A 22237-nucleotide genomic window follows, 5' to 3' on the forward strand; every position below is an offset into this window, starting at 1 on the left:
ATAATTTTTAATAATTTATTTTTTTTAAATTATTATTAATAAAAAAATAAGAAAGGTTGAATGATATATGTCGTCTAAAGAATTTATTCGAAAAAATAAGAAAATAATTATCCTAACATTGGCGTTTATTTTATTTAATGCAATTGTGTTTGTTGCTTGGAAAATGACGCTTTCCCAAGGGGATAAAACAAATGAAAACGTTAACCAAAAAGAAATAAATACGGAACCGAATGACGCATCAAATCAAAAAATTATTCAACAAGAACAACCAGATGGAACGATTTTTATATATGATAAAGAAACTGAACGGATAATTGAAAAAAAATTTACAGATGGATCATTTCAAAATTTTAATGAAAAAGGAGATCTTATAAGGGTAAGGTTTGCAACCGACAAAGGAACAACAGAAGAATATGACGCAAAAACAAAAAACATACAAAAAAGAATAGATTATCATCAAAATAGCGATAAAATAGATAGTATTATCGATTATGATTCGTCAATACCAAATAAAATGCTAAAAGTTACGAAATTCAAATCAGATGGAAAAGAAAAATTAATAGTTTTAGAGTATGAACCCTCAACAGGCAATAAAAAAACACAAATCCAATATAAAGATAACCAAGATAAAGTCGAAAATATAATTGAATATGATTCGCAAACGCATGAAAATAGAAAAACAAAAGAAATCGCTTTCAAAGATGATGAAACAACGCCTTTATTGGTGTCATATTATGATAAAAATACAGGCAATATATTTAAAGATGAAAAATATTCAGATGAAGAAAATAAAATCTCAATAATTATCGATTACAATCCAGAAGTGCAAGAGAGAAAAATAAAAGAAACGATATTAAAACCAGATGGAAAAAAACCTTCGATTGTTATAGAATTTGATTTGCAAAATGGCAATATCACTAAGGAAACAGAATATCGCGAAAACGAAGATTCGATAAAATCTGTTGCTAATTATGATCCAAATGATAGAGATAAAAAAATTAATGAAATCGTTTTAAAACCGGACGGAGAAAAACCTTTAAAAATTACAGATTATGATCCTAATACGGGAAAAAAGAAAAGAACAACAAATTTTAAAGAGAAAGAAAACATAATTAAAAATTTTATCGATTATGATTTGCACACTAATGAAAGAAAAAGCAAATCAACAATTTTAAAACCGGACGGAGAAAAACCTTCATTAATTACTGATTTTGATACGCGAACAAGAAATAAAATAAAACAAACTAAATATCAAGATAATAAAGATGAAATTGAAACTATTATAGAATTTGATCCTAACATAGCCAATAAAAAAATAAATGAAACAACTTTCAAAGAAGATGGCAAAACACCTTCATTATTTTTTAAATATGATGAAGGAACAGGGAACGTTCTCGAATGCATCGAATATCAACAAGACAAAAATATAATTGACACAATTACTCTTTACGATCCGCAAGAAGATGAAAAAATTAAAATGATGAAAAAATACAAACCGGACGGAATAAAACCTTCAATCATTTTATATTTTCACGAACATACAGGTAAAAAAACTAAACAAGAAGAATATAAAGATGATGAAGATAAAATCGAAACTATGATCGAATATAATCCTGACACGGAAAAAATAATAAGAAAAACCACATACGAAGATGATGGGGTAACGATTAAAGAAATAACTACGCCTTAAAAATAAGTTTAAACAAAAATAAAGAAAGGCTAAATAAAATGAATTATAAAAAATTTATTCGAAAAAATAAGAAAATAATTATCGTTATATTGGCTTTTGTTTTGTTAAATGTAACTATCCTTCTCGCTTGGAAAATAACACATTCCAAGGATGAAGAAATAAGTCCTTCTACACAAATTAACAATCCAACAGAAACCAATAATAAACCATCGACAGAAACAGAACAATCTAACACCATCCAAAAACAAGAAGCTGATGGAACGATTATTATATATGATCGACAGACTGAAAAAATAATTAAAACTGTTTTTGCCGACGGGACTATGGAAGAATATAATCTCAACGGCACCCTTATTAAAGATATGTCGCCTAAAGCAGATAAAACAACGCCTTTAATGGTTAACGAATATATTCCAGATATTAATAATCCAGAAGAAAGTAAGAAAACCAAAACCATATATTATCAAGATGACAAAGATAAAATAGAAATTGAAATAATTTATAACCCAGAAACAGGATATAAAGAGAAACAAACAGATTATCAAAAGGAAGGCGATCAAGATATAATAGAATCTATTATTGAATATGATTCCCGCACAGAAGATAAAAAAAGAAAATACACTACTTTCAAAGAGGATGGAATCAACCCTTCGGTAGTGATAGAATATGACGAAACAACCGGTTATAAAATCAAACAAACAGATTATCAAGATGACAATAATAATATCTTAAATATTATTGAATATCATAACAACGAAGACAAGAAAAAAATAAGTTACATCACTTACAAAGAGGATGGAATCAACCCTTCAGTGGTAACTGAATACGATCCTGAAACAGGATTCAAAAAGAAACAAACAGATTATCAAAATGACAATAATAATATCCAGAATATTAGTGATTTTGATCCTCAAACCGAAGATAAAAAAGTTAAATTCACTAATTACAAAGAGGGCGGTTTATTGCCTTTAATCGTGGAAGAATACGATCAAGAAACAGGCACCAAAATAATCAAAAGAACAGAATATCAAGATAACGAAGATAAAATTGAAGCCATTATTGAATATGATCCCCAAACAGCAGAAGAAATTAGAACCATCAATTATGAAGAGGATGGAATAACGATTAAAAACATAACTACTCCTTAAAAAAACCAAAGAAATATATTTTTTTAGTTCATTGAAAAAGAGAAAGGAATTATCAATGATTTTTAGAAATTTAAAATTATTCTACCTCCGCCATAAGAAAAAAATATGGTTTTCTTTGTTATTATTTTGGTTATTTTTTATCAATTCTTATTTTGGCATAGGACAATGGAATTTAGATAAAAATAAAGAAATTCCTCAATTGGAAGCAAAATCAAAAATTTATGATAAAAACGTTTTTAAAATTAAATACAATAAAGTCAACAGTATCAATCCCCAAGGCGAGCTTTTTTATAAAACTTATACTTATTATAAATTAGCGACTTATGATAAAAATAACCAACTTTTATTTAACGTTGAATTAGATAATATTGGCGTTTTTATCAATAATTTTCCCAAAGATAAAAAAAATTACGTTTATGATGTGAATTTATTAAGTTTTTCTATAGGAATATTTAATGTTTTATTAGAGCATATCCATACTTTTTCTTCCTTTATTTGGGTTTTTTATATTATTTATGCTTTGCGACAAAATAAAGGTAAACTAAATTACAACCCTAAAGTGTCATCTTCGCAAAAATCTTTATTTACCTTCCAAGATGTCGCTGGCAACGAAGAGGAAAAAGAAGAAGTCCAAGAATTGATTGACTTTTTAAAAAGACCTAAGAAATACAAAGAAATGGGAGCTTCTATCCCTAAAGGAGTCTTATTATCCGGTCCACCAGGAACTGGTAAAACCTTATTAGCGAAAGCCGTAGCCGGCGAAGCGGGAGTGCCTTTTTACGCTGTTTCTGGTTCAGAATTTGTAGAGATGTATGTGGGCGTCGGTGCTTCAAGAATAAGAAAGTTATTTACAGACGCCAAAAGAAACGCTCCTTGTATTATTTTTATTGATGAAATTGATGTTTTAGGCGGAAAAAGGACTTCTGACAATGGCAGCGGCTCTCAGGAAAAAGATCAAACTCTAAACCAATTATTAACCGAAATGGATGGTTTTTCAACCTCTGGTATCATAGTTATGGCGGCGACTAATAGAGCGGATATGCTAGATTCCGCCTTATTAAGACCAGGTAGATTTGATCGTAAAATTATGGTAGATCTACCGGATGTTAAAGCAAGAGAAGCTATTTTAAAAGTTCACGCTCGTAATAAAAAATTATCCACAGATATTAATTTTCACCAATTAGCCAAACAAACCTCTGGTATGAGCGGAGCGGAATTAGCGTCTGTTTTAAATGAAGCTTCTATTCTAACCGTGAGAAACCAAAAAGAATGGACCACAATGGATGAACTACAAGAAGCCATTGATCGAGTTTGGATGGGACCGGCGAAAAAATCTAGAAAATACAGCGAAGAAGAAAAAAGAGAAACCGCTTATCATGAAGCTGGTCACGCGGTTATCGCTTTAAAAGTGAAAGACGCTCCTAAAATACAAAAAATCACCATTGTTCCAAGAGGGCATGCAGGCGGTTATGTTTTATTTATGGAAGAAAACGAATTATTCTTTGAATCAAAAAAACGCCTTCAAGCCGACATTATTTGTTCTTTAGCCGGCAGAGCAGCCGAAGAAATGATGTTTGGTGATGAAAATATTAGTAATGGTTGTTATTCAGACTTTAAATCAGCCACTAATAAAGCTCGTTTAATGGTGACTAAATACGGTATGAGCCCTTTAGGTCAAACCCAAGACACTGAATTTTCTTATAAAAAAGCGGTCGATATAGAAATTAAAAAAATAATCGATACTTCTTATAAAAAAGCTCAAGCAATTCTACAAGAAAATAAAGCTTTATTAGACAAAATAGCGGATATTTTATTAAAACAAGAAACCATTAACAAAGACGAATTAGATCAATTAGTTAAAGAAGAAAAATAAATATTTTTATATTAAAAGAATGATTTTAGTTGGTAAAAAATATTTTAAACACACAAAAAAGAGACTGAAAATAGTCTCTTTTTTTGTTTAATTAGTTTTTGTAAAACTACAAAGATATTTTTTCTTCAAAACAATGGCCTCAGTTCGCGGGGACTTGTTTTTTTTTTTTTTTTGATTATAATATATTTTAATAGTATTTTTATAATAAAAAACTATTGAATAAAAAAATATATGAAAGGTTGTTAAAAAATTTTATGAAGTTAACTAAAAAACAAAGTGTTTTAGGAATATCAATAGTTTCTTTTGTTTTATTTTTAAGTTTAGTTTTATATTTTACTTTAAAAAAGGGGGGAGAAGGAAAAGATAAAAAATCAACATTAAGCAAGCCAAACCCCAACGTTTCCAATGCAAATGTAAATAGCGAATTAAAAGCGGTAGAAGAAGGTTTAGAAAATTTACAAAACGAATTGAATACAGTAAATGATTTAATGAAAACAGAAGAAAAACAAGTAGAAAAAGATAATGTAAACAGACAAAAAGAGTTAAATGATTTGCAAAATCGAGAAGAAAATAAACAAGAACCAGCAGAAGAAATTGAAAACGAAGTGAGAGAAAACAGTTCAACTGACGAAGGGACTTTAAAGCAAAATATAAAAACAATTTATGCAGAAAGTAAAGATTTATTAAACACAAAAAAAATCGAATACAAAGAAAAAGAAAATATTTATCAAAAGGCTAAACAAGAATTAAAAATCGCTGAATTAGATTCTTCATCTATAATTTTATTTTTTCAAATTAAATTCAAAGAATTGGAAAAAATTAATTTAGAAATTCAAAAGTTAGAAAACAACAATTCCTCTTTAAATTCTTCTGAAATGATCAAATTAGTGACAAAACAATTAGTTTTAAAAACATACTTAGAAAATATGCGAGAAGAAACGAAAGCAAAAGTTCAAGAACAACGTGATAAAGAAAAAGAGGTAAAAGAATTAGAAAAAGATTACAATATTCAAAAAGAATATTTGCAAACAGCCCAAACAAATTTTGACGAAGCGACGAACGAAAAAAACAAAATAAAAAAAGACACAAATGAAGAAGAATTAGAAAGAATACGCGATGTTATAAAAGAGAAAAAAGAAAACATCGAAAAAACTACCAATTCTGTTATAATTAACGAACAAACAGGCGCTTCAACGATTTTGTCGTCAGAGTAGTAAATAACGAGAGGAAAAAATGATGGCAAATTTATTGCAAAGAAAAAATAAGAATTTTTTACTACTACTAATTATAATTTTTTTTCTATTGACTTTTTTCATTTATGAATTTTATAAAGAATGGTATAATAAGGGAACTAAAATAGATCCTTATGATATGTTACACAATATTGAAAATAAAACATTTGATGAAATTAATATTTATGAAGTAGGCGAAAGTGTTTTAAGAAAAAATAATCATAAAAAAATAGAAGGAAAAGATTTTCAAAATAATTTTTTTTACACTGAAATGGACGGTGTAATGTATTTGAAATTATTGGAATACATCGAATCGGCAAAAAAACAAACTAGCCATTCTGATGTAAATATAAAAATAAATTATAAACCTAAATTAAATATTTTTAGTGTAATAATAGATATTATGAGCGGTTTATCAACTCTTTTATTTAGCATTTATATTTATTTTTCTTTAAAAACTGCTAGAGGAGAAATGGGTAACAAAAATAAAACTTCTTCAGAAAAATCTTCTTTTACTTTTCAAGATGTCGCCGGCAACGAAGAAGAAAAAGAAGAATTAACTGAATTAATCGATTTTTTAAAAAATCCTAAAAAATATAACGCTATTGGCGCTTCTATTCCGAAAGGCTTTTTATTAGAAGGACCGCCTGGAACTGGTAAAACCTTATTAGCGAAAGCGGTTTCCGGCGAAGCTGGAGTGCCTTTTTACGCTGTTTCTGGTTCTGAATTTGTAGAAATGTATGTGGGTGTCGGTGCTTCAAGAGTGAGAAAATTATTTAAAGATGCTAAAGCAAACGCGCCATGTATTGTTTTTATCGATGAAATAGATGTTTTAGGAGGTAAAAGAAATTCCGGCAATAGTGGCGGTTCTCAAGAAAAAGACCAAACCCTCAACCAATTATTAACCGAAATGGATGGTTTTTCTAAAACTTCAGGAGTAATCGTTATGGCGGCGACCAATAGAGCGGATATTTTAGATCCAGCCTTATTAAGACCCGGCAGGTTTGATCGCCGTTTTACGGTCGGTTTGCCAGATTTAAAAGCTCGTGAAGCTATTTTAAAAGTTCACGCTAAAAATAAAAAAATTGCTCCAGAAGTAGATTTTAAAAAAATAGCGAAATCTACTCCAGGAATGAGCGGAGCCCAATTAGGAGCGGTTTTAAACGAAGCTTCCATCTTAACCGTGAGAAATCAAAAAGAAACGATTCACATGTTGGAACTAGAAGAAGCCATCGATCGTGTTTTAATGGGTCCAGCAAAAAAATCCCGTAAATACGATGAAGAAGAAAGAAAAATGGTGGCTTATCACGAAGCCGGACATGCTGTCATTGGTTTGAAATTAGAACATGCTCAAAAAGTGCAGAAAATAACCATTATTCCTCGCGGAGATGCCGGAGGTTATAATTTGATGATGCCCGAAAAAGAGACCTTCTTTTCCTCTAAAAAACGTATGTTAGCGCAAATCACTTCTTATTTAGGCGGCAGAGTAGCCGAAGAATTAATTTTTGAGGATGTGTCTTCCGGCGCTTACGATGATTTTAAACAAGCTACTAAAATAGCCAGATTAATGGTAACTAAATACGGAATGTCTGCTTTAGGACCAACTCAAGATCAAGAATTTTCTGATAAAAAAGCCATCAACCAAAAAATAACCAAAATCATTGATTCTTGTTATATTCAGGCGCAAAAACTAATTCAAGATAATAAAGATTTATTAGATAAAATAGTTTTTTCTTTATTAGAAAACGAAACTATACATAAAGATGAATTAGAACTTTTAGTTGCTTAATTGGTTAAAAAGACCCGTGATAGGAATAAAATTAATCCACAAATTAAAATTAATGTTATAATTAAATAAAAAAGACCTCTTATTTACAAGAGGTCTTTTTTAATAGGTTATATATTATTATTTTTTTTCATTTATATCGTAAAATTATATTATTTCTTAATATTTACAATAAAGGCAGACTTTTTAACATATAATGGATAGCTACCACATGCAAAAGGTTGCCGGCATTAACGAAAAGATGCCAAATAAAGTGGTAATATTTCTTATAGGAATTATTATAAAAAATAACTCCTGCGCTGTAAGCTACTCCGCCTAAAACCAAAAACAATAAGCTAATAGGCAATTCTAAAAGAGAATGGATTAAAAAAAGACCGCTCCAACCTAAGATTAAAAATAAAAATAAATGTAGTTTTTCACCTTTATCGAAACTCAAGATTTTAAAGGACATTCCTATAAAAACCACTATGGTTTGGATCAAGAAAAAGACCCAACCTTTCGTTACCTTAAGATTACCAATGGAAAACATTTCTTGATTTAATTTTAAAAATAAAAAAGGGAAGAAACTGCCCCAAATCAATAAATAAATACTTATATGATCGAATCTTTGGAATAATTTTTTAGCTTTAGTAAAAGCTAAAGCATGATATAAAGAGCTCATAGAATAAAGGATCATCATAGTCACAATAAAAGCTAATAAAGGAATACGGCTAACATCAGAATTACCTTTTAAAGAACATTTGTGAAAAAAACAAAAAATAAAAATACTTAAAGGAACCATTATACCGTGCGATATCGCGTTAGCGATTTCTTCGCCTATTGTTTGTCGTTCTACTTTTTTAGTTGGCCAATTCATTCTTATAATATCCTCCTTTCTTGAGAAATTTTTTTTAAATAATTAAACAAGATAATTTAATCATATTTTTTATTTTAACAAAAAAAATTTTATTTATGCCAGTTTTTTAAAATACTTTTTTGAATGTCTTGATAATCTTTTTTAGTCAATTGGTTCATATGATTAACAGCGTCAATTTTCAGCTCTTTTTCGTTATAACGTGGTAATAAATGCACGTGATAATGAAAAACTGTTTGACCCGCTATTACGCCATTATTATTCAATAAATTGATTCCTTCAGCATTAAAAGTTTGAACTAAAACACGACTCATTTGTTGGACTACTCCAAATAAATGTTTTAAGACTTCTGTCGGAACTGCGTGTATATTAGCATATTCCTCTTTAGTCACCACTAATGTATGCCCTTTAGTGTTTTGTGAAACATCTAAAAAAGCGACCACTAAATCGTCTTCATATAAAATATAACCAGGAATTTCTTGGCGAATAATTTTAGTAAATATAGTAGACATAAATTAAAAAACCTCTTTTTTTCTTCTATTTCTTAACAAAATAACTATTATTGAAAATAACGTTCTTTTTTCATAAGATCGCTTTATTTTAAATAAGTTCGGATATTTCTAAAATTATTTTTAGAAATATTTTTTAAAACCGTTAAACCTTTGTTTTGATAAATGCGTTTAATTTGTTCATCCACCAGTTTAGAAGCCCCTAATTTTAACTCCATTTGTAGGGATTTATTTAAAGCTTTGATTTCTTGTAAAAAAACATATCTCGCGATAATAGAAGCTAAAGCGACACTTAAATATTTAGATTCGGCTTTAGTTTCCAAAAGAAGATTACGGAAAACTTCTTTTTCGTTGGCTAAATAAGCGAAATAATTTTTAGGAGAAGCGAATTGATCCAAAATAACAGGGTATTTTGGGTTCGGTAATTCCTTTAAAAACTCTAAAAGATTGTTATTATGCAATAAAGCTTTGATTTTGTTCAAATTATTGTTTTTAATTAAAAGATTGTATTCTTGGGGAGAAAGGATTTGTACACGATAAGGTACTTTTTGCATCACTAAAGAGGCTATCTTAAAAATTTGTTGAGAAGATAATTTTTTAGAATCTTGAATACCTATTTCTTGTAAAAAAGACATGTCTTCTTTTTTGACTAAAACAGCGCATACCACAACCGGTCCGAAAACATCGCCTGTTCCTACTTCGTCCAAACCAATGTTATTTGTTCTTGTTAAAAGATTCTCTTGAGCAAGATGGGACGAAGATTGAGAAGATGAAGACTGGGAAGGTGAATTAGTTAAAGGAAGGCTCGTTTGCTTGGTAAGATGCAATTTTTCTTGAATAAAAGTGATTTCTTTTTGAATATTTTTACCTTGAAGCAAACAAGTGCCTGTTTTGAAAAAAGTAATTTTCACATTGTTTTTTTTAACAACCGTCATAACAGTGGGATTATTATGGGAAATCATGTCTTTTTGGTAATGTTGTTGCAGCTTTTTTATTTGCTCTAAATTTAATTTAAAAGTGTGAGTTTCAGACATTAAAAACCTCTTATTTTTCCTTTGAAAAAGATTGATTTGTTTCTTTGCAAAAAAGATTGATTTAATTGATCGTTTTAGCTATCTTTATTTTTCACTTAAAGACCAATCAATAATAGGGATTTTATTTTGCGCTAAATATTGGTTTGTTTTAGAAAAAGGTCGAGAATCAAAAAATCCTCTATAAGCGGAAAGGGGCGAAGGATGGGGACTTTTAATAATATAATTTTTATCAGCATTAATATATGGTTCAAAAGTTTGCGCAAAATTGCCCCATAAAATATAGACCATTTTTTCTTTACGATTTAACGTTTTTAAAATATTTTGAGTAAATGTTTGCCAACCAATATGACTATGACTTAAAGGTTTACCTTTTTCTACCGTTAAAATAACGTTTAATAATAAAACCCCTTGAAAAGCCCAATTAGACAAATTGTTCGTCTTTGCTTCTAAAGATAAATCGTTTTTCAACTCTTTAAAAATATTTCTTAAACTAGCGGGGGTTTTATCGTTTAAAACGCTAAAAGATAAACCATGAGCTTGATTAACCCCAGGATAAGGATCTTGCCCTAAAATAACTACTTTTACTTTCTCCCAAGGGGTGAATTCAAAAGCATTAAAAATATCTGTTTGAGGAGGGAAAATATCTTTACCTTGGTTATATTCTTCTTCTAAAAAAAGCGATATTTTTTGAAAATAATTTTTTTGTTTTTCTTGTTCTATAATTGTTTTCCACACAATATTATTTTATCCCAAATCCTTTTAATTAATGGTCTTTTTACTCTTCTTCCTCTTCTTCATACTCTTCATATTCTTCTTCGTATTCTTCCTCTTCTTCGCTATCTTCCCTTATATAGGATAAATATAAATCAAACATAAATAAGACAAAAACTACAAAAAAGACAAAATAAACATAAAATTCACGAATAATAAGGACATGTTTAGCTCTAATATCCTCATATCTTAAATTAGTTTCATAAGGTGACGATTCCTTATTAGTCTTTTCATTATCGCCTTTAGTTGTTATTAATGTTTTATCTTCGTCTTTGGTACTTCCATTATTGGTCTCATTTTTAACAACTCTATGGATAACATATTGAACACCTTTGTTGCGCAAATCTGAAATATCTGAAGTTCCGCCATTCGCTTGGTTTCCACTAGGTTGAAAAACAATGATATCACCATCTTTTTTACCTGGGCTGGATGGTTTTAAATTGAACTTATCTTCGTCCGATAAATATTTAATTAAAACGTAATCTCCTGGTTTGATAGTTGGGTCCATACTTCCGGTCGGAACCCTAGATAAACTAAAGCGAAAATATTTCAAAGTAGTAGCTAATGAACCAAAAACATTAAATAACATCATTAAAACAGCTAAGATTAAAATAACGTAATGGAAAACAGTAACAATAATTTTAAAAATATTTTTTATTGGAGAATGATCATTTTTTTTCATGATTTTTTTGTACCGTGACTTTTCGAATCTTTTGAGAAATAAATTATTAGAAATAGAATTAACTAACTCAATTATAATATATTTTTGTTGTTTTTGGGATAAATTGAATCAATTTTTTTGCATTCTTTTTTTATTAATGAAAAAAGGGCCAAAAAAATTTGTTAAGTTGAAAAGATTCTCATCATGGATAAATATAGCCCATAAATTAAGATAATGGTTTATTCGTTGAACAACCCTTCCAATAGAGGTTCTTAAAACATGGTTTTTTATCTTTTTTTTGTTATAATGTTGATATAAAACAATTTATGTTTAAATTTAAAGTACATTAGAGGACAAAAAGAAATATGAATACAAAAGTAGTTTCTACTTCAACTAGTTGTTTAGATTATTATTCTGAAGCTGGTGAAATTGATTTAATCAGGATTAAAATCTATATTGATGGTAAAGAATATATAGACGGAGAAAATTTAAGTGCTTACGAATTTTACGAAATATTAAATAAAAACCCTAAATTCGTACCTAAAACATCTCAAATTTCAGTAGGTGAATTGGTCAATTATTTTAAAAAATTAGCTCAACAAGGTTATAAAAGAGTTTTAGTGACTACTATTTCTGCCCAATTAAGCGGTACTTATAATGGAGTTGTTCAAGCACAAAAAATAGTGAAAGACGAAATTGAAGTAATTCCTTATAACACGAATACAGTTGGTTTTTCGGAAGGTTATTTCGCTCTAGAAGGACTACGTTTGTTTAAACAAGGTGTTTCTACTCCAGAAGTTATTCAACATTTAGATAAAATAAAAGCCAATAATACGATCTTTTTTGTGGTTAATTCTTTAACTCAATTGATCCAAAATGGTCGTTTAACTAAAACAAAAGGTTTTTTAGGAAGATTTTTTAGAGTTAAACCTATTTTACAACTAAATGACAAAGGTCAAATAGTGATGGTCCAAAAAACTTTCTCTACTGATAAAGCTTTTGAATATATTATTAACCAAATAAAAGATTATACTAAAGGTAGAAAATATCTGCTGCATTTGTCCTTTACTGGAAACCCTGAATTAAGAAAAGATTTTAGAGTCGCTTTAGAAAAAGAACTGAATTTAACTGATATTTTAGAAATGCCTTCCTCTCCGTCTTTAGGCGCTCATGTCGGCAATAATGTTGTTGGAGTAGGGATTATTTTACAAGATATATAAAATTTCAAAAAATAACCTAAAAGAGACTTTTATGAAAGTTAATCATAAACAAATAGATAAAATAAAAACCGCCCAAAAAGTTTTAAAAATTTTAAAACAGAACCATTTTGAAGCTTTTATTGTTGGTGGAGCGGTGAGAGATTTATTGTTGGATGTGCCTTTTTCTGATGTAGATATCACTACTAACGCTCATCCGTCTGTGGTGCAAAAATTATTTCCTTCTGTCCCTACTGGTCTGAAATACGGTTCTTTAAAAATTTTTTGGGAAGGTCATTCTTTTGAAATTACTACTTATCGTAAAGAAGGGAAATACCTCTCACATCGTTATCCTTCCGAAATATCTTTTATCTCTGATATTAAAATAGATCTTATGAGACGTGATTTCACTATAAATAGCTTACTAATGAATGAAGATGATGAAATTATCGATTATGTTAATGGAAGGCAGGATTTAGCGCAAAAACTGATTAGAACAGTAGGCGATCCGTATCAAAAATTAACCGAAGATGCTTTAAGGATGATGAGGCTTTTTTATCTACAAGCTAAATTAAATTTTGATCTGGAAGTTGAAACACAAAAAGTTTTAAAAGAAAATATCGGTTTATTGGCTAAAATAAAACCACAAACTTTATTGAAAGAATGGCAAAAAATTTTAAAACAGAAAAATCTTGCCAAAGCGATGCGTTCTTTGCGAGATAATAACGCTCTGGAAGTTTTAACTAGTTTTAAACCCATCGTTCTTTTCGCCTTAGAAAAGAAAATAAACCATTTTACCTACGAATTATTTTTTAGTTTAGCTTTTCTGTTGGAACCACAAATTATCAATGATTACCCTTTTAAACCAGAAGAAAAAACCTTATTTCAACAAATCGCTTTTTGGTATCAAAAACAAAATTATAACTTATCAGAATACGACGCTCAACAACATTCTTCTTTAAATCAACAAATAAAAAAACAATTAAATTTAAATCAATAGTGAATACAAAAAGTATGGAAAAATTAACTTATAAAGGTTTTTTTAGAAATGAATTCAAAAGAGGGGAAAAAGATGTATAAAAATCAAAGCAATATTTTAAAAGAAAAAAAAATTGGTCAAAAATATCAATTAATCGGGAAAGTAACTGGCATCAACCAAGGAGAAGATTTCTATAATACGACTATTTCTTTACCTGAAGGAAAATGCGTCAATATTAAATTAGAACCTCAATATGCTCCTCCCCTGAAAGATAAGATTTATCTTTTTACGGTCGTTTGTGCTGAAAAAAAAGAAGATACGGTCTTTATTTGTCAAGAATACACTTTAATAGAGAATGTCCTAGATTATCAACAAACTTATGAACTTTATAGCCATTTTTTCCATTGTTCTCCTGTTTCGTTCGCTTTAGTGGATGAAATAATTCAAACTTATTTAGATAAAATTCAAAATAAAATATTAAAAGAAATTACGACTAATTTATATTTGAAAAATAAAACTTCTTTTTTGATTTGGCCGGCAGCTTTAAAAACACATCATAATTATTACGGTGGATTAGGTTATCACACCACTAATATGTTAAAATCAGCTGAATCTTTCGTCCAAATTCATTCTTTTTTAAACGTTGATTTATTGTATGCGGGGATTATTTTACATGATATGGCTAAAATAGAAGAATTCGATTTTTCCCAAAAAAAATATTTAAAAGAAGGCTCTTTATTAGGACATTTAGTGTTAGGTTCTAACAACATTCATGAAGAAGCGCTGAAATTAGGTTATCAAGATAAAGAAGAAGTAACCTTATTAAAACACTTATTAATTTCTCATCATGGACTTTTAGAATACGGAGCTTCTAAAAGGCCTCAAACTAGTGAAGCCCTTTTATTATGGTATTTAGACGATATAGACGCTAAATTAACCGCTTTGGGAGAACTTTTAGAAAAAACCACCTCAGGGGAATTTTCAGAACCTTTATCAGCGGTTGGTAAAAGAAATTTTTATAAACCTCTATTTAACGACAAAGACAATGATAAAGAATAAACAAGACCTTAAAAGGTCTTTTTTGCGCTTAAAAGGGCGTTTTTTTTCTTTCTAACAAGGCTCTTTATTCTTGATCAAAAGGTTTCTGTTTGTGTTACAATTAATTGATTAAGGAAGTCAACTAGTAACTTTTTACCAAGCTAAAAAAGTACTAGTTCAATTTCTTTTAGAAAGAAAAGGATTTAAAAAATGTTTGAGTTAATCAACATTAATAAGGGTTTTATTACCAAAAAAGGCTTACCTACGATAGGTTTAAATAATGTCTCTTTAAAATTACCCAATAAAGGTTTAATTTTTATTTTAGGCAAATCAGGATCAGGCAAATCAACGCTTTTAAACTTATTGGGAGGACTTGATAAGTATGATAGCGGCGATATCTTAATTAATAAATTTTCTACCCAAGAATGGAAACAAAATGATTTAGACAACTATCGCAATGGCGTGATAGGTTTTATTTTCCAAGAATTTAATTTAATGGAAAGTATGAATGTTTATGAAAATATCGCTTTAGCGAATGAACTTCAGGGTCAAAAACCGGACAATAAACTAATTTATGAATTATTAAAAGAAATGGAACTTTCAGGTTATGAAGAAAGAAAAATTAACGAATTATCAGGAGGACAAAAACAAAGAATAGCGATTGCTCGTGCTTTGGTGAAAAAGCCAGAAATTATTTTAGCGGACGAACCGACGGGGAACTTGGATTCAAAAACTAGTGAACAAATTTTTAATATTTTAAAAAAATTATCCCAAGATAGGTTGGTTCTGATAGTTTCTCATGATGCCGAAAGTGCTTTTAAATATGGAAACCGTGTGATCGAATTAAAAGATGGACAAATCATAGAAGATTTAACTAAAGACCCCAATTTGCTTAAAAATAAGCCACCTAAGTTCACTAAAGGACAAATTTTAAGCGAAGAAATGTTGGAACAAATTCAAGAGCAAATTAAAAACGCCCACAAAGAAGAATTTGTGCCCACTAAAGAGGTTTTTCTGGAAGAACAACCAGTAACGTTTAAAAATGTTTCTAGTCAATTACCTTGGAAAAAAGCTTTTAAAATGGGCGTTTTCACTTTCAAAACTAAAAAAGTTTTATTAGTGTTTTCGGCACTTATCGTTTCTTGGGTGGCAGCTATTTTTTCCCTTGTTTTAGAGACTTTTCTTTATGTTAAGGAAGGTTTATGGAAATTTTTCTTAGAAGATCAATATAAACGTTTAACTCCTGAACAAATCAAAGCATTGGATAAAATGTTAAAAGCGCAATTCGAAAAAGATTATGACCTTTTAATGGAGAAATTTTACTATTTTCGTATAGGATTAATTATTGCTTTGATAGTGATGAGTTTGATTGCCTTTATGATGATATATATGTATTTCAACGCTAGCATCAAATTAAAAAAGAAAGAAGTGGGTTCTTTAAGAGCTTTAGGAGCACGTGGTTCTACCGTTTCTAAAATATTCTTATCTGAAGGGTTTATTTACGCCACCATCATCAATATATTAATTTTGGTTTTTGCTTTGTTAGGCGGTTTAACTGCTGGTTTTTCTAAAATGGCAACCTTTAGTTATTGGTCACTTTTAGGGCTCCAATCTTTATTCGTTTACTTTTTAACCTTTCTTTCGATAGCTCTTCCGATTTACAAATTATCACGTCAAAAACCGATTGACGTGATCAACAATAAATAAGGAACAATATTTTCTTATAAGGCCTTTGAAAGGTCTTTTTTATTTGCCCCGATTTTGTGAACATCAAAAGGAGGCCTTTATTAAGTGAAAAAATCTTTAATTTTTTTTAATTTATGTTAAAATATTATGAATAACTAATTCAATGATAAAATATTTAAAATTCTTCACTTATCAAACAAGACAAATAAAGAGCAAAAGAATTACCCATGAAAGGAATTTTAAAAAATTTTTAGTTGAATTGTTTTTAGAAAGAAAAGGAATCAAACATGTTTGAAATAACCAATATTAATAAAGGATTTGTTACAAAAGCCGGTATTCCTACGATCGCTTTAAATAATGTCTCTTTAAAATTACCTAATAAAGGTTTAATCTTTATTTTAGGTAAATCAGGATCGGGTAAATCGACTCTTTTAAATTTATTAGGCGGACTGGATCAATATGATAGCGGAAATATAGCTATCAATAAACATTCAACCCAAGCATTAAAACAAAATGATTTGGACAACTATCGTAACGGTGTTGTAGGTTTTATTTTCCAAGAATTTAATTTAATGGAAAGTATGAATGTTTATGACAATATCGCTTTAGCGAATGAACTTCAGGGTCAAAAACCTGATAGCCAATTGATTTATGACTTATTAAAAGAAATGGATCTTTTAGGTTATGAAGGTAGAAAAATTAACGAATTATCTGGTGGACAAAAACAAAGAATAGCGATCGCTCGTGCTTTGGTTAAAAATCCGGAAATTATTTTAGCAGACGAACCAACGGGGAACCTGGATTCAAAAACTAGTGAACAAATTTTTAATATTTTACAAAATTTATCTAAAGATAAATTAGTAGTAGTAGTTTCTCATGATGCCGAAAGTGCTTTTAAATATGGGAACCGTGTGATTGAATTTAAAGATGGTCAAATCCTAGAAGATTTAACTAAAGACGAAAACGCAGTTAAAACTAAAAAACCTAAATTTACTAAAGGTCAAGTTTTAAACGAAGAAATGATTAAACAAATTCAAGATCAAGCTAAAAACGCTCATAAAGAAGGATTTGTACCAACACAAGAAGTTCTTCTAGAAGAACAACCAGTAACGTTTAAAAACGTTTCTAGTCAATTACCTTTAAAAAAAGCTTTTAAAATGGGAGCTTCTGCTTTCAAAAGTAAAAAAGTTTTATTAGTATTTTCAGCACTTATTGTTGTTTTTTCATCTATACTTTTTAGAGATATTTTGAGATTAGGTCTTAATATGAAAGAATTTTATTTAGAAGACAGAATAGAACAAGAAATAAAATTCCGCAAAAAATATAATCATCAAAAATATGCTAATTTAGAGGAATTGAAAGAAAAAGTGAAAGAAGAAGTTAATATAAATTGGCCGGAAATCAAGAACAGACTCAAAAAACAAATAAAATACTTAATAATCTTTTTAGCAGTTATGTTGTTAATTTCCTTTATGATGATATATATGTATTTCAACGCTAGCATCAAATTGAAAAAGAAAGAAGTTGGCTCTTTAAGAGCTTTAGGAGCGCGTGGTTCAACGGTTTCTAAAATATTCTTATCTGAAGGATTTATTTACGCAACTATCATCAATATATTAATTTTTGCTTTTGATATAATAATGGGCTTCTCCTTCGGTTTTGTCTATATATATGATCTTACAAAAGGACAATATTGGTTATTTTTAGGAGCGGGATATTTATTTGCTTACGTTTTAACATTCCTTTCCATCATCCTTCCAATTTATACATTATCACGCAAAAAACCAATTGATGTTATCGCGAATAGATAATTACAACAAATCTTTATTTAGACCTTATTTTTAAAAAAGGTCTTTTTTAATGTTTTTTATATCTAGAAAATATGCCCCTTTAAGGAGTAAATATTTTTTTGAAAAAGAGACAATGTATTATAATAGTAATGAATATCATTTTATGATATCGATGAGAAAATAATTTTGAATATAATTTAGAAAGGTTATACACAAATGTCAGACACTACTCCAAAAATAGATTTTCAACATTTAATTAATCAACAAGAATTAGTTTTAGTAGATTTTTACGCTTCTTGGTGTTATCCTTGTCAAAAATTAATGCCTGTTTTAGATGAATATTTTGCCAAAAATAAAAATATTTCTTTAGTCAAAATCGATATTGATCAACATCCGGAAATAACGAAAGAAAATAAAGTCAATACTTTCCCTACTTTAGTACTTTATAAAAACGGGAAAGAAATGAAAAGAAGAATAGGTTATTGTTCTTCAGAAGAATTAAAATCTTTTTTAGAAAATAATGCATAATTGTTTTTGATAAAAAAGAAAGCAGCGTTTAATAATGAAATATGGATGGATTTTTCTTAATCAATAAAGAACCTAATATGACATCACATGATGTCGTTTATAAAATCAAAAAAAAATTTAATTTTGCCAAAACAGGTCATACAGGGATTTTAGATCCTATGGCGAAAGGTCTTTTAATCGTTTTAATCAATCAAGCGACTAAATTAGCTTTTTTGTTTGAAAATTTAAATAAAGGTTATCAGGGGAGTATGGTTTTTAACAAACAATACGACACTTTAGATATAACTGGTACTTTAACGGCTCAAAAAGAAATGCTTTTGACTGATGAAATGGTACAAGAAAGTGTTGCTTTTTTCGATCAAAAACAATATCTACAAAAACCTCCTCTTTATTCCGCTATTAAAGTTAAAGGACAAAAATTATATGATTTAGCGAGGAAAAATATCGAGATAGATATTGCTCCTAGAAAAGTTAAAATATATCATTTAGAGATGGTTTCAGCGTTAAAAAACGATCAAATAGAGTTCATAACTACTGTTTCCAAAGGAACCTATATTAGAAGCTTAGCGAGAGATATGGGCGAAAGAATGAATACTTATGGTTCTTTACAATCTTTAACAAGAACCCAAATAGGTTCTTATGATTGGAAAAACGCTAAAACCATTGATGAGGTTAGTTTGGAAGATTTAAATGATGTTAAAAGCTTATTTACAAATCATCAAAAAATCGTTTTAAATGATTATTTAGTTAGATTGGTCCAAAACGGTGTTTATTTAGACGAAAGACAAATTATAACTGATGAACCTTTCGTGGTTTTAGATCAAAAAGAAAATTGGATCGCTTATTACGAACCAATAGAAAAAAATAAATACCGTCCTAGATATTTTTTCCAATAAGTAAAAGCTTTTTTCACTTTATAACCCAAAGACTTTATAAAATAAAGTCTTTTTTTATGGATCAAAACCAATCTTTTTTTCTTCCTGAGAAGTAATATAAATTAAAAAGGTCTTTTTCCGACTTTAAACAAAGATAAAATAAATTGTACTATCATAATTGATTTAACAAAATTTCATTAATAATAAAAAAATATAAAAAATAATCATAATTTAATGATAAAATTTAATAGTAAACAAGATAAATTTTTTTTGCAACTTTATATAAAAAAGGAGAATCAATTTTGTTAAGTGTTTTTATTTGGAAAAGATAATGATATTTAAGATTGAATAAGAATTATGAAAGGTTTATTAGTTTTATATAATGGTTTTGAAGATTGTGAGGCTTTAGTAACGAGAGCTTTACTGAAAAAAACAAATTTAGACGTTACTACTATAACATTAAACGACTCTTTAAATGTTTTTTCATCACAAAAACTTCAAGTTCAAGCAGATATGTATATTGATCAAGTGAATTATGATAATTATGATTTTTTAATTCTTCCAGGTGGTCCATATGTAAAAAAATTATTAGATGAAAACGGTCGTGACTTACAAATTATTTTAGATATTATTAAACATTTTGCCGATAGAAACAAAGTTATTGGAGCTATTTGTGCAGCGCCATCTTTCTTAGGAAAACTTAATTTATTAGAAAATCGCCCATTTACTTGTTATCCTGGTTATGAGAAATATATTACTGGTGATTATACAAGTGAAGTTCCAACAGTTGTGAGTGGTAATTTTATCACTTCTCAATCTCCAGCAACAGTTTTTGATTTTGCTGCTCATTTGATAGATAAATTAATTGTTTAATAATAGTTATAAATACCATTTATTAAAAATATTTTTTAGTATTAATTAGAAACAACTAAAATAGTTTAAATATTTTAGTTATTAAATATAAAAAAATTCAAGAAAGAAGAATAGAAAATATTAATGCAAACACAAAATTCTGCAAAGAATATTTCGTCTCCAAGTTCTAAAAAACCAATAACTATTTTAGGTTTTCCTCTTTATTTAATTTTAATTGTTTTAGCTATTTCCATAGCTTATTTGGGTTTTTCTTTTAGTAAGTCAAACGACAAAGGTACTATAACCTGGCATAATTTAATTGGCGTTTTATTGTTAACTATGGTTGTTGCCGAATTATTTAAAGTAATAGGCAAAAAAACTCCTATTTTAAAAGATATTGGCGGTGGAGCTATTTTAAGTTTATTAGTGCCTGCTTTTATTTTTAATTATAGTTGCGGCTTTTTAAATGAAAAATTCGATTTCAATCTTTTTCAACAAGCTTTTAGAGATAATATAAAAATTTTCAACGGTACTATCGGTTTTTCTGAAATGTTTGTTGCTTCTTTAGTGGCTGGAAGTCTTTTAGGCATTGACAAAGAAATGTTGAAGAGAAATGGTCTTAAATTTTTATCTTTAGTAGTTATTTCTTTAATCGTTTCAGCTACAGTTGTCGGTATAGCTGGTTGTTTTTTAAACCCTATAGGCGGTATTGATGGCATTACAAATAGTGGTGAAAATAGTAATGGTGCTGTAAATGCTTTATTTTATATTTTCGTTCCTATCGCTAGTGGCGGTCTTACTTGTGGAATTATTCCTCTATCCACTATTTTTTCCCAAGGGAAAGCAAATGAACTTGTAGGAGCAGAAAACACCGTTCAAGCGTTGTTTACAGCGCACATCATAACTGCTTTATTAGTTGGTGGTATAGTAAGTGTTATGTTTAGCGGATTAATTAAAAAAATATTCGGTAAAAGTAAATATAGCAGTCCAATCGGTTCGTTAGAAAAAGAAGTTTTACCTGCTGTTACGCCTAATACAGAAGTAAATACAGCAGAAGTTAAAAAAGAAGAAAACAAAATTACTTTTGAACAAATCAAAACTGGTTTTGTATCTATTTTCGCTTTATATGCTGTAAGTTCTTTAATCCGTTCGCTTCTTGTTTGTTTAATGCCAAAAGCTAAAAATTTAATTCCGCCGACTATTATTTTCTTAGTGGTTTTAGTTTTAGTTTTCAAAGTGTTTGACGTTATTTCCGATCGTTTCGTTAAAAGCATCGAACAAGCATCTAAATTAGTGACTAATAATTTATCTTCCGCTGTTTTAGTGGTTATCGGGGTAACGATAGATATTAACGCAGTGATCAAAAACGTAAGTAATATTAACTTTTTCATTGTTTCCGTTTTAACCGTCTTTACAACTGCATTAACATCCGCTATTGTCGGAAACAAAATGGGTTATTACCCAGTACAAGCTTCTATTGCTGGTGGTCTTTGTGCTAACAGTATTGGTGGCGTAGGTAATTTAGCTATTTTAGAAGCATCCGATTCCTTCGAATTGATGCCTTATGCGCAAATTTCTACTCGTATTGGTGGAGATTTAGTGGTTATTATCGCTAGTATCTTTTATCCTGTCTTTTATACAATATCTGTTTTATAGTCCATTAATTTTTAAAAATTTCACAACTAAACTGTTTTATTTGCCACAACAGTTTAGTTTTTTCTTTTTTACACAATAAT

19 protein-coding genes are annotated in these 22237 nt (G+C 28.9%); 14 read left to right on the forward strand and 5 right to left on the reverse strand.

What is annotated here, in order from left to right:
- Positions 1-67 precede the first annotated feature (67 nt).
- The 5 genes from HR065_RS03295 to ftsH (HR065_RS03315) all read left to right on the forward strand — a co-directional run bounded on the left by HR065_RS03295 (position 68) and on the right by ftsH (HR065_RS03315) (position 7732).
- Positions 68-1690, forward strand: coding sequence for a DUF2963 domain-containing protein (locus HR065_RS03295; RefSeq protein WP_178734489.1), 1623 nt, complete (start codon positions 68-70; stop codon positions 1688-1690).
- 38 nt (positions 1691-1728) lie between these two features.
- Positions 1729-2838, forward strand: coding sequence for a DUF2963 domain-containing protein (locus tag HR065_RS03300; protein WP_178734490.1), 1110 nt, complete (start codon positions 1729-1731; stop codon positions 2836-2838).
- 55 nt (positions 2839-2893) lie between these two features.
- A complete protein-coding gene (gene ftsH / locus HR065_RS03305; protein ID WP_178734492.1) occupies positions 2894-4711 on the forward strand; it encodes an ATP-dependent zinc metalloprotease FtsH in 1818 nt (605 codons plus the stop codon).
- Between the two features lie 254 nt (positions 4712-4965).
- Positions 4966-5925: a hypothetical protein gene (locus HR065_RS03310; protein WP_178734494.1), complete on the forward strand. Its 960-nt coding sequence runs from the start codon at positions 4966-4968 to the stop codon at positions 5923-5925.
- A 19-nt stretch (positions 5926-5944) separates the two neighbouring features.
- Positions 5945-7732 carry an ATP-dependent zinc metalloprotease FtsH gene (gene ftsH / locus HR065_RS03315; RefSeq protein WP_244948360.1) on the forward strand — a complete coding sequence of 596 codons (1788 nt, stop codon included), beginning with the start codon at positions 5945-5947 and terminating at the stop codon, positions 7730-7732.
- Positions 7733-7895: 163 nt separating this feature from the next.
- Here the strand turns inward: ftsH (HR065_RS03315) and trhA are convergent, their stop codons facing one another.
- The 5 genes from trhA to HR065_RS03340 all read right to left on the reverse strand — a co-directional run bounded on the left by trhA (position 7896) and on the right by HR065_RS03340 (position 11578).
- Positions 7896-8585: a PAQR family membrane homeostasis protein TrhA gene (gene trhA, locus HR065_RS03320; RefSeq protein ID WP_178734496.1), complete on the reverse strand. Its 690-nt coding sequence runs from the start codon at positions 8583-8585 to the stop codon at positions 7896-7898.
- An 89-nt stretch (positions 8586-8674) separates the two neighbouring features.
- Positions 8675-9094 carry an HIT family protein gene (locus HR065_RS03325; protein ID WP_178734498.1) on the reverse strand — a complete coding sequence of 140 codons (420 nt, stop codon included), beginning with the start codon at positions 9092-9094 and terminating at the stop codon, positions 8675-8677.
- An 83-nt stretch (positions 9095-9177) separates the two neighbouring features.
- Positions 9178-10125 carry a ribonuclease HIII gene (gene rnhC / locus HR065_RS03330; RefSeq protein ID WP_178734500.1) on the reverse strand — a complete coding sequence of 316 codons (948 nt, stop codon included), beginning with the start codon at positions 10123-10125 and terminating at the stop codon, positions 9178-9180.
- An 84-nt stretch (positions 10126-10209) separates the two neighbouring features.
- Positions 10210-10860, reverse strand: a complete 651-nt coding sequence (locus HR065_RS03335; protein WP_178734502.1) for a uracil-DNA glycosylase — start codon at positions 10858-10860, stop codon at positions 10210-10212.
- A gap of 40 nt (positions 10861-10900) precedes the next feature.
- The gene (locus HR065_RS03340; RefSeq protein WP_178734504.1) at positions 10901-11578 is read right to left on the reverse strand and encodes a S26 family signal peptidase; all 678 of its coding nucleotides are present in this window, start codon (positions 11576-11578) and stop codon (positions 10901-10903) included.
- Between the two features lie 344 nt (positions 11579-11922).
- Here HR065_RS03340 and HR065_RS03345 point away from each other — a divergent pair, with 344 nt between their 5' ends.
- From HR065_RS03345 to HR065_RS03385, 9 genes are all read left to right on the forward strand, one after another.
- On the forward strand, positions 11923-12777 hold the full coding sequence (locus HR065_RS03345; RefSeq protein ID WP_178734506.1) for a DegV family protein: 855 nt from the start codon (positions 11923-11925) through the stop codon (positions 12775-12777).
- 31 nt (positions 12778-12808) lie between these two features.
- The gene (locus tag HR065_RS03350) at positions 12809-13753 is read left to right on the forward strand and encodes a CCA tRNA nucleotidyltransferase (RefSeq protein WP_178734508.1); all 945 of its coding nucleotides are present in this window, start codon (positions 12809-12811) and stop codon (positions 13751-13753) included.
- Positions 13754-13825: 72 nt separating this feature from the next.
- Entirely contained in the window at positions 13826-14791 is a 966-nt protein-coding gene (locus tag HR065_RS03355) for an HD domain-containing protein (RefSeq protein ID WP_244948361.1), read from the forward strand.
- A gap of 189 nt (positions 14792-14980) precedes the next feature.
- Positions 14981-16477 (forward strand): ABC transporter ATP-binding protein/permease, encoded by a 1497-nt coding sequence (locus tag HR065_RS03360; RefSeq protein WP_178734512.1) that lies wholly within the window; start codon positions 14981-14983, stop codon positions 16475-16477.
- Positions 16478-16743: 266 nt separating this feature from the next.
- A complete protein-coding gene (locus HR065_RS03365; protein WP_178734514.1) occupies positions 16744-18267 on the forward strand; it encodes an ABC transporter ATP-binding protein/permease in 1524 nt (507 codons plus the stop codon).
- A gap of 195 nt (positions 18268-18462) precedes the next feature.
- Positions 18463-18774, forward strand: coding sequence for a thioredoxin family protein (locus tag HR065_RS03370; RefSeq protein ID WP_178734516.1), 312 nt, complete (start codon positions 18463-18465; stop codon positions 18772-18774).
- 41 nt (positions 18775-18815) lie between these two features.
- The gene (truB, locus tag HR065_RS03375) at positions 18816-19670 is read left to right on the forward strand and encodes a tRNA pseudouridine(55) synthase TruB (RefSeq protein ID WP_178734518.1); all 855 of its coding nucleotides are present in this window, start codon (positions 18816-18818) and stop codon (positions 19668-19670) included.
- Positions 19671-20006: 336 nt separating this feature from the next.
- Positions 20007-20522: a DJ-1/PfpI family protein gene (locus tag HR065_RS03380; RefSeq protein WP_178734520.1), complete on the forward strand. Its 516-nt coding sequence runs from the start codon at positions 20007-20009 to the stop codon at positions 20520-20522.
- Between the two features lie 123 nt (positions 20523-20645).
- On the forward strand, positions 20646-22157 hold the full coding sequence (locus tag HR065_RS03385; protein ID WP_178734522.1) for a 2-hydroxycarboxylate transporter family protein: 1512 nt from the start codon (positions 20646-20648) through the stop codon (positions 22155-22157).
- The last annotated feature ends 80 nt before the right edge of the window (positions 22158-22237 follow it).

This window comes from Candidatus Phytoplasma pruni, from assembly GCF_013391955.1.
GTDB lineage: Bacteria > Bacillota_I > Bacilli_A > Acholeplasmatales > Acholeplasmataceae > Phytoplasma.

Coding starts and splice junctions, on each gene's coding strand:
- HR065_RS03365 (WP_178734514.1), top strand. CDS start 16,744: ATGTTTGAAATAACCAATATTAATAAAGGATTTGTTACAAAAGCCGGT.
- HR065_RS03340 (WP_178734504.1), bottom strand. CDS start 11,578: ATGAAAAAAAATGATCATTCTCCAATAAAAAATATTTTTAAAATTATT.
- trhA (WP_178734496.1), bottom strand. CDS start 8,585: ATGAATTGGCCAACTAAAAAAGTAGAACGACAAACAATAGGCGAAGAA.
- HR065_RS03325 (WP_178734498.1), bottom strand. CDS start 9,094: ATGTCTACTATATTTACTAAAATTATTCGCCAAGAAATTCCTGGTTAT.
- HR065_RS03300 (WP_178734490.1), top strand. CDS start 1,729: ATGAATTATAAAAAATTTATTCGAAAAAATAAGAAAATAATTATCGTT.
- HR065_RS03370 (WP_178734516.1), top strand. CDS start 18,463: ATGTCAGACACTACTCCAAAAATAGATTTTCAACATTTAATTAATCAA.
- HR065_RS03345 (WP_178734506.1), top strand. CDS start 11,923: ATGAATACAAAAGTAGTTTCTACTTCAACTAGTTGTTTAGATTATTAT.
- ftsH (WP_178734492.1), top strand. CDS start 2,894: ATGATTTTTAGAAATTTAAAATTATTCTACCTCCGCCATAAGAAAAAA.
- HR065_RS03360 (WP_178734512.1), top strand. CDS start 14,981: ATGTTTGAGTTAATCAACATTAATAAGGGTTTTATTACCAAAAAAGGC.
- HR065_RS03350 (WP_178734508.1), top strand. CDS start 12,809: ATGAAAGTTAATCATAAACAAATAGATAAAATAAAAACCGCCCAAAAA.
- HR065_RS03385 (WP_178734522.1), top strand. CDS start 20,646: ATGCAAACACAAAATTCTGCAAAGAATATTTCGTCTCCAAGTTCTAAA.
- HR065_RS03295 (WP_178734489.1), top strand. CDS start 68: ATGTCGTCTAAAGAATTTATTCGAAAAAATAAGAAAATAATTATCCTA.
- ftsH (WP_244948360.1), top strand. CDS start 5,945: ATGATGGCAAATTTATTGCAAAGAAAAAATAAGAATTTTTTACTACTA.
- HR065_RS03355 (WP_244948361.1), top strand. CDS start 13,826: ATGTATAAAAATCAAAGCAATATTTTAAAAGAAAAAAAAATTGGTCAA.
- rnhC (WP_178734500.1), bottom strand. CDS start 10,125: ATGTCTGAAACTCACACTTTTAAATTAAATTTAGAGCAAATAAAAAAG.
- HR065_RS03380 (WP_178734520.1), top strand. CDS start 20,007: ATGAAAGGTTTATTAGTTTTATATAATGGTTTTGAAGATTGTGAGGCT.
- HR065_RS03310 (WP_178734494.1), top strand. CDS start 4,966: ATGAAGTTAACTAAAAAACAAAGTGTTTTAGGAATATCAATAGTTTCT.
- truB (WP_178734518.1), top strand. CDS start 18,816: ATGGATGGATTTTTCTTAATCAATAAAGAACCTAATATGACATCACAT.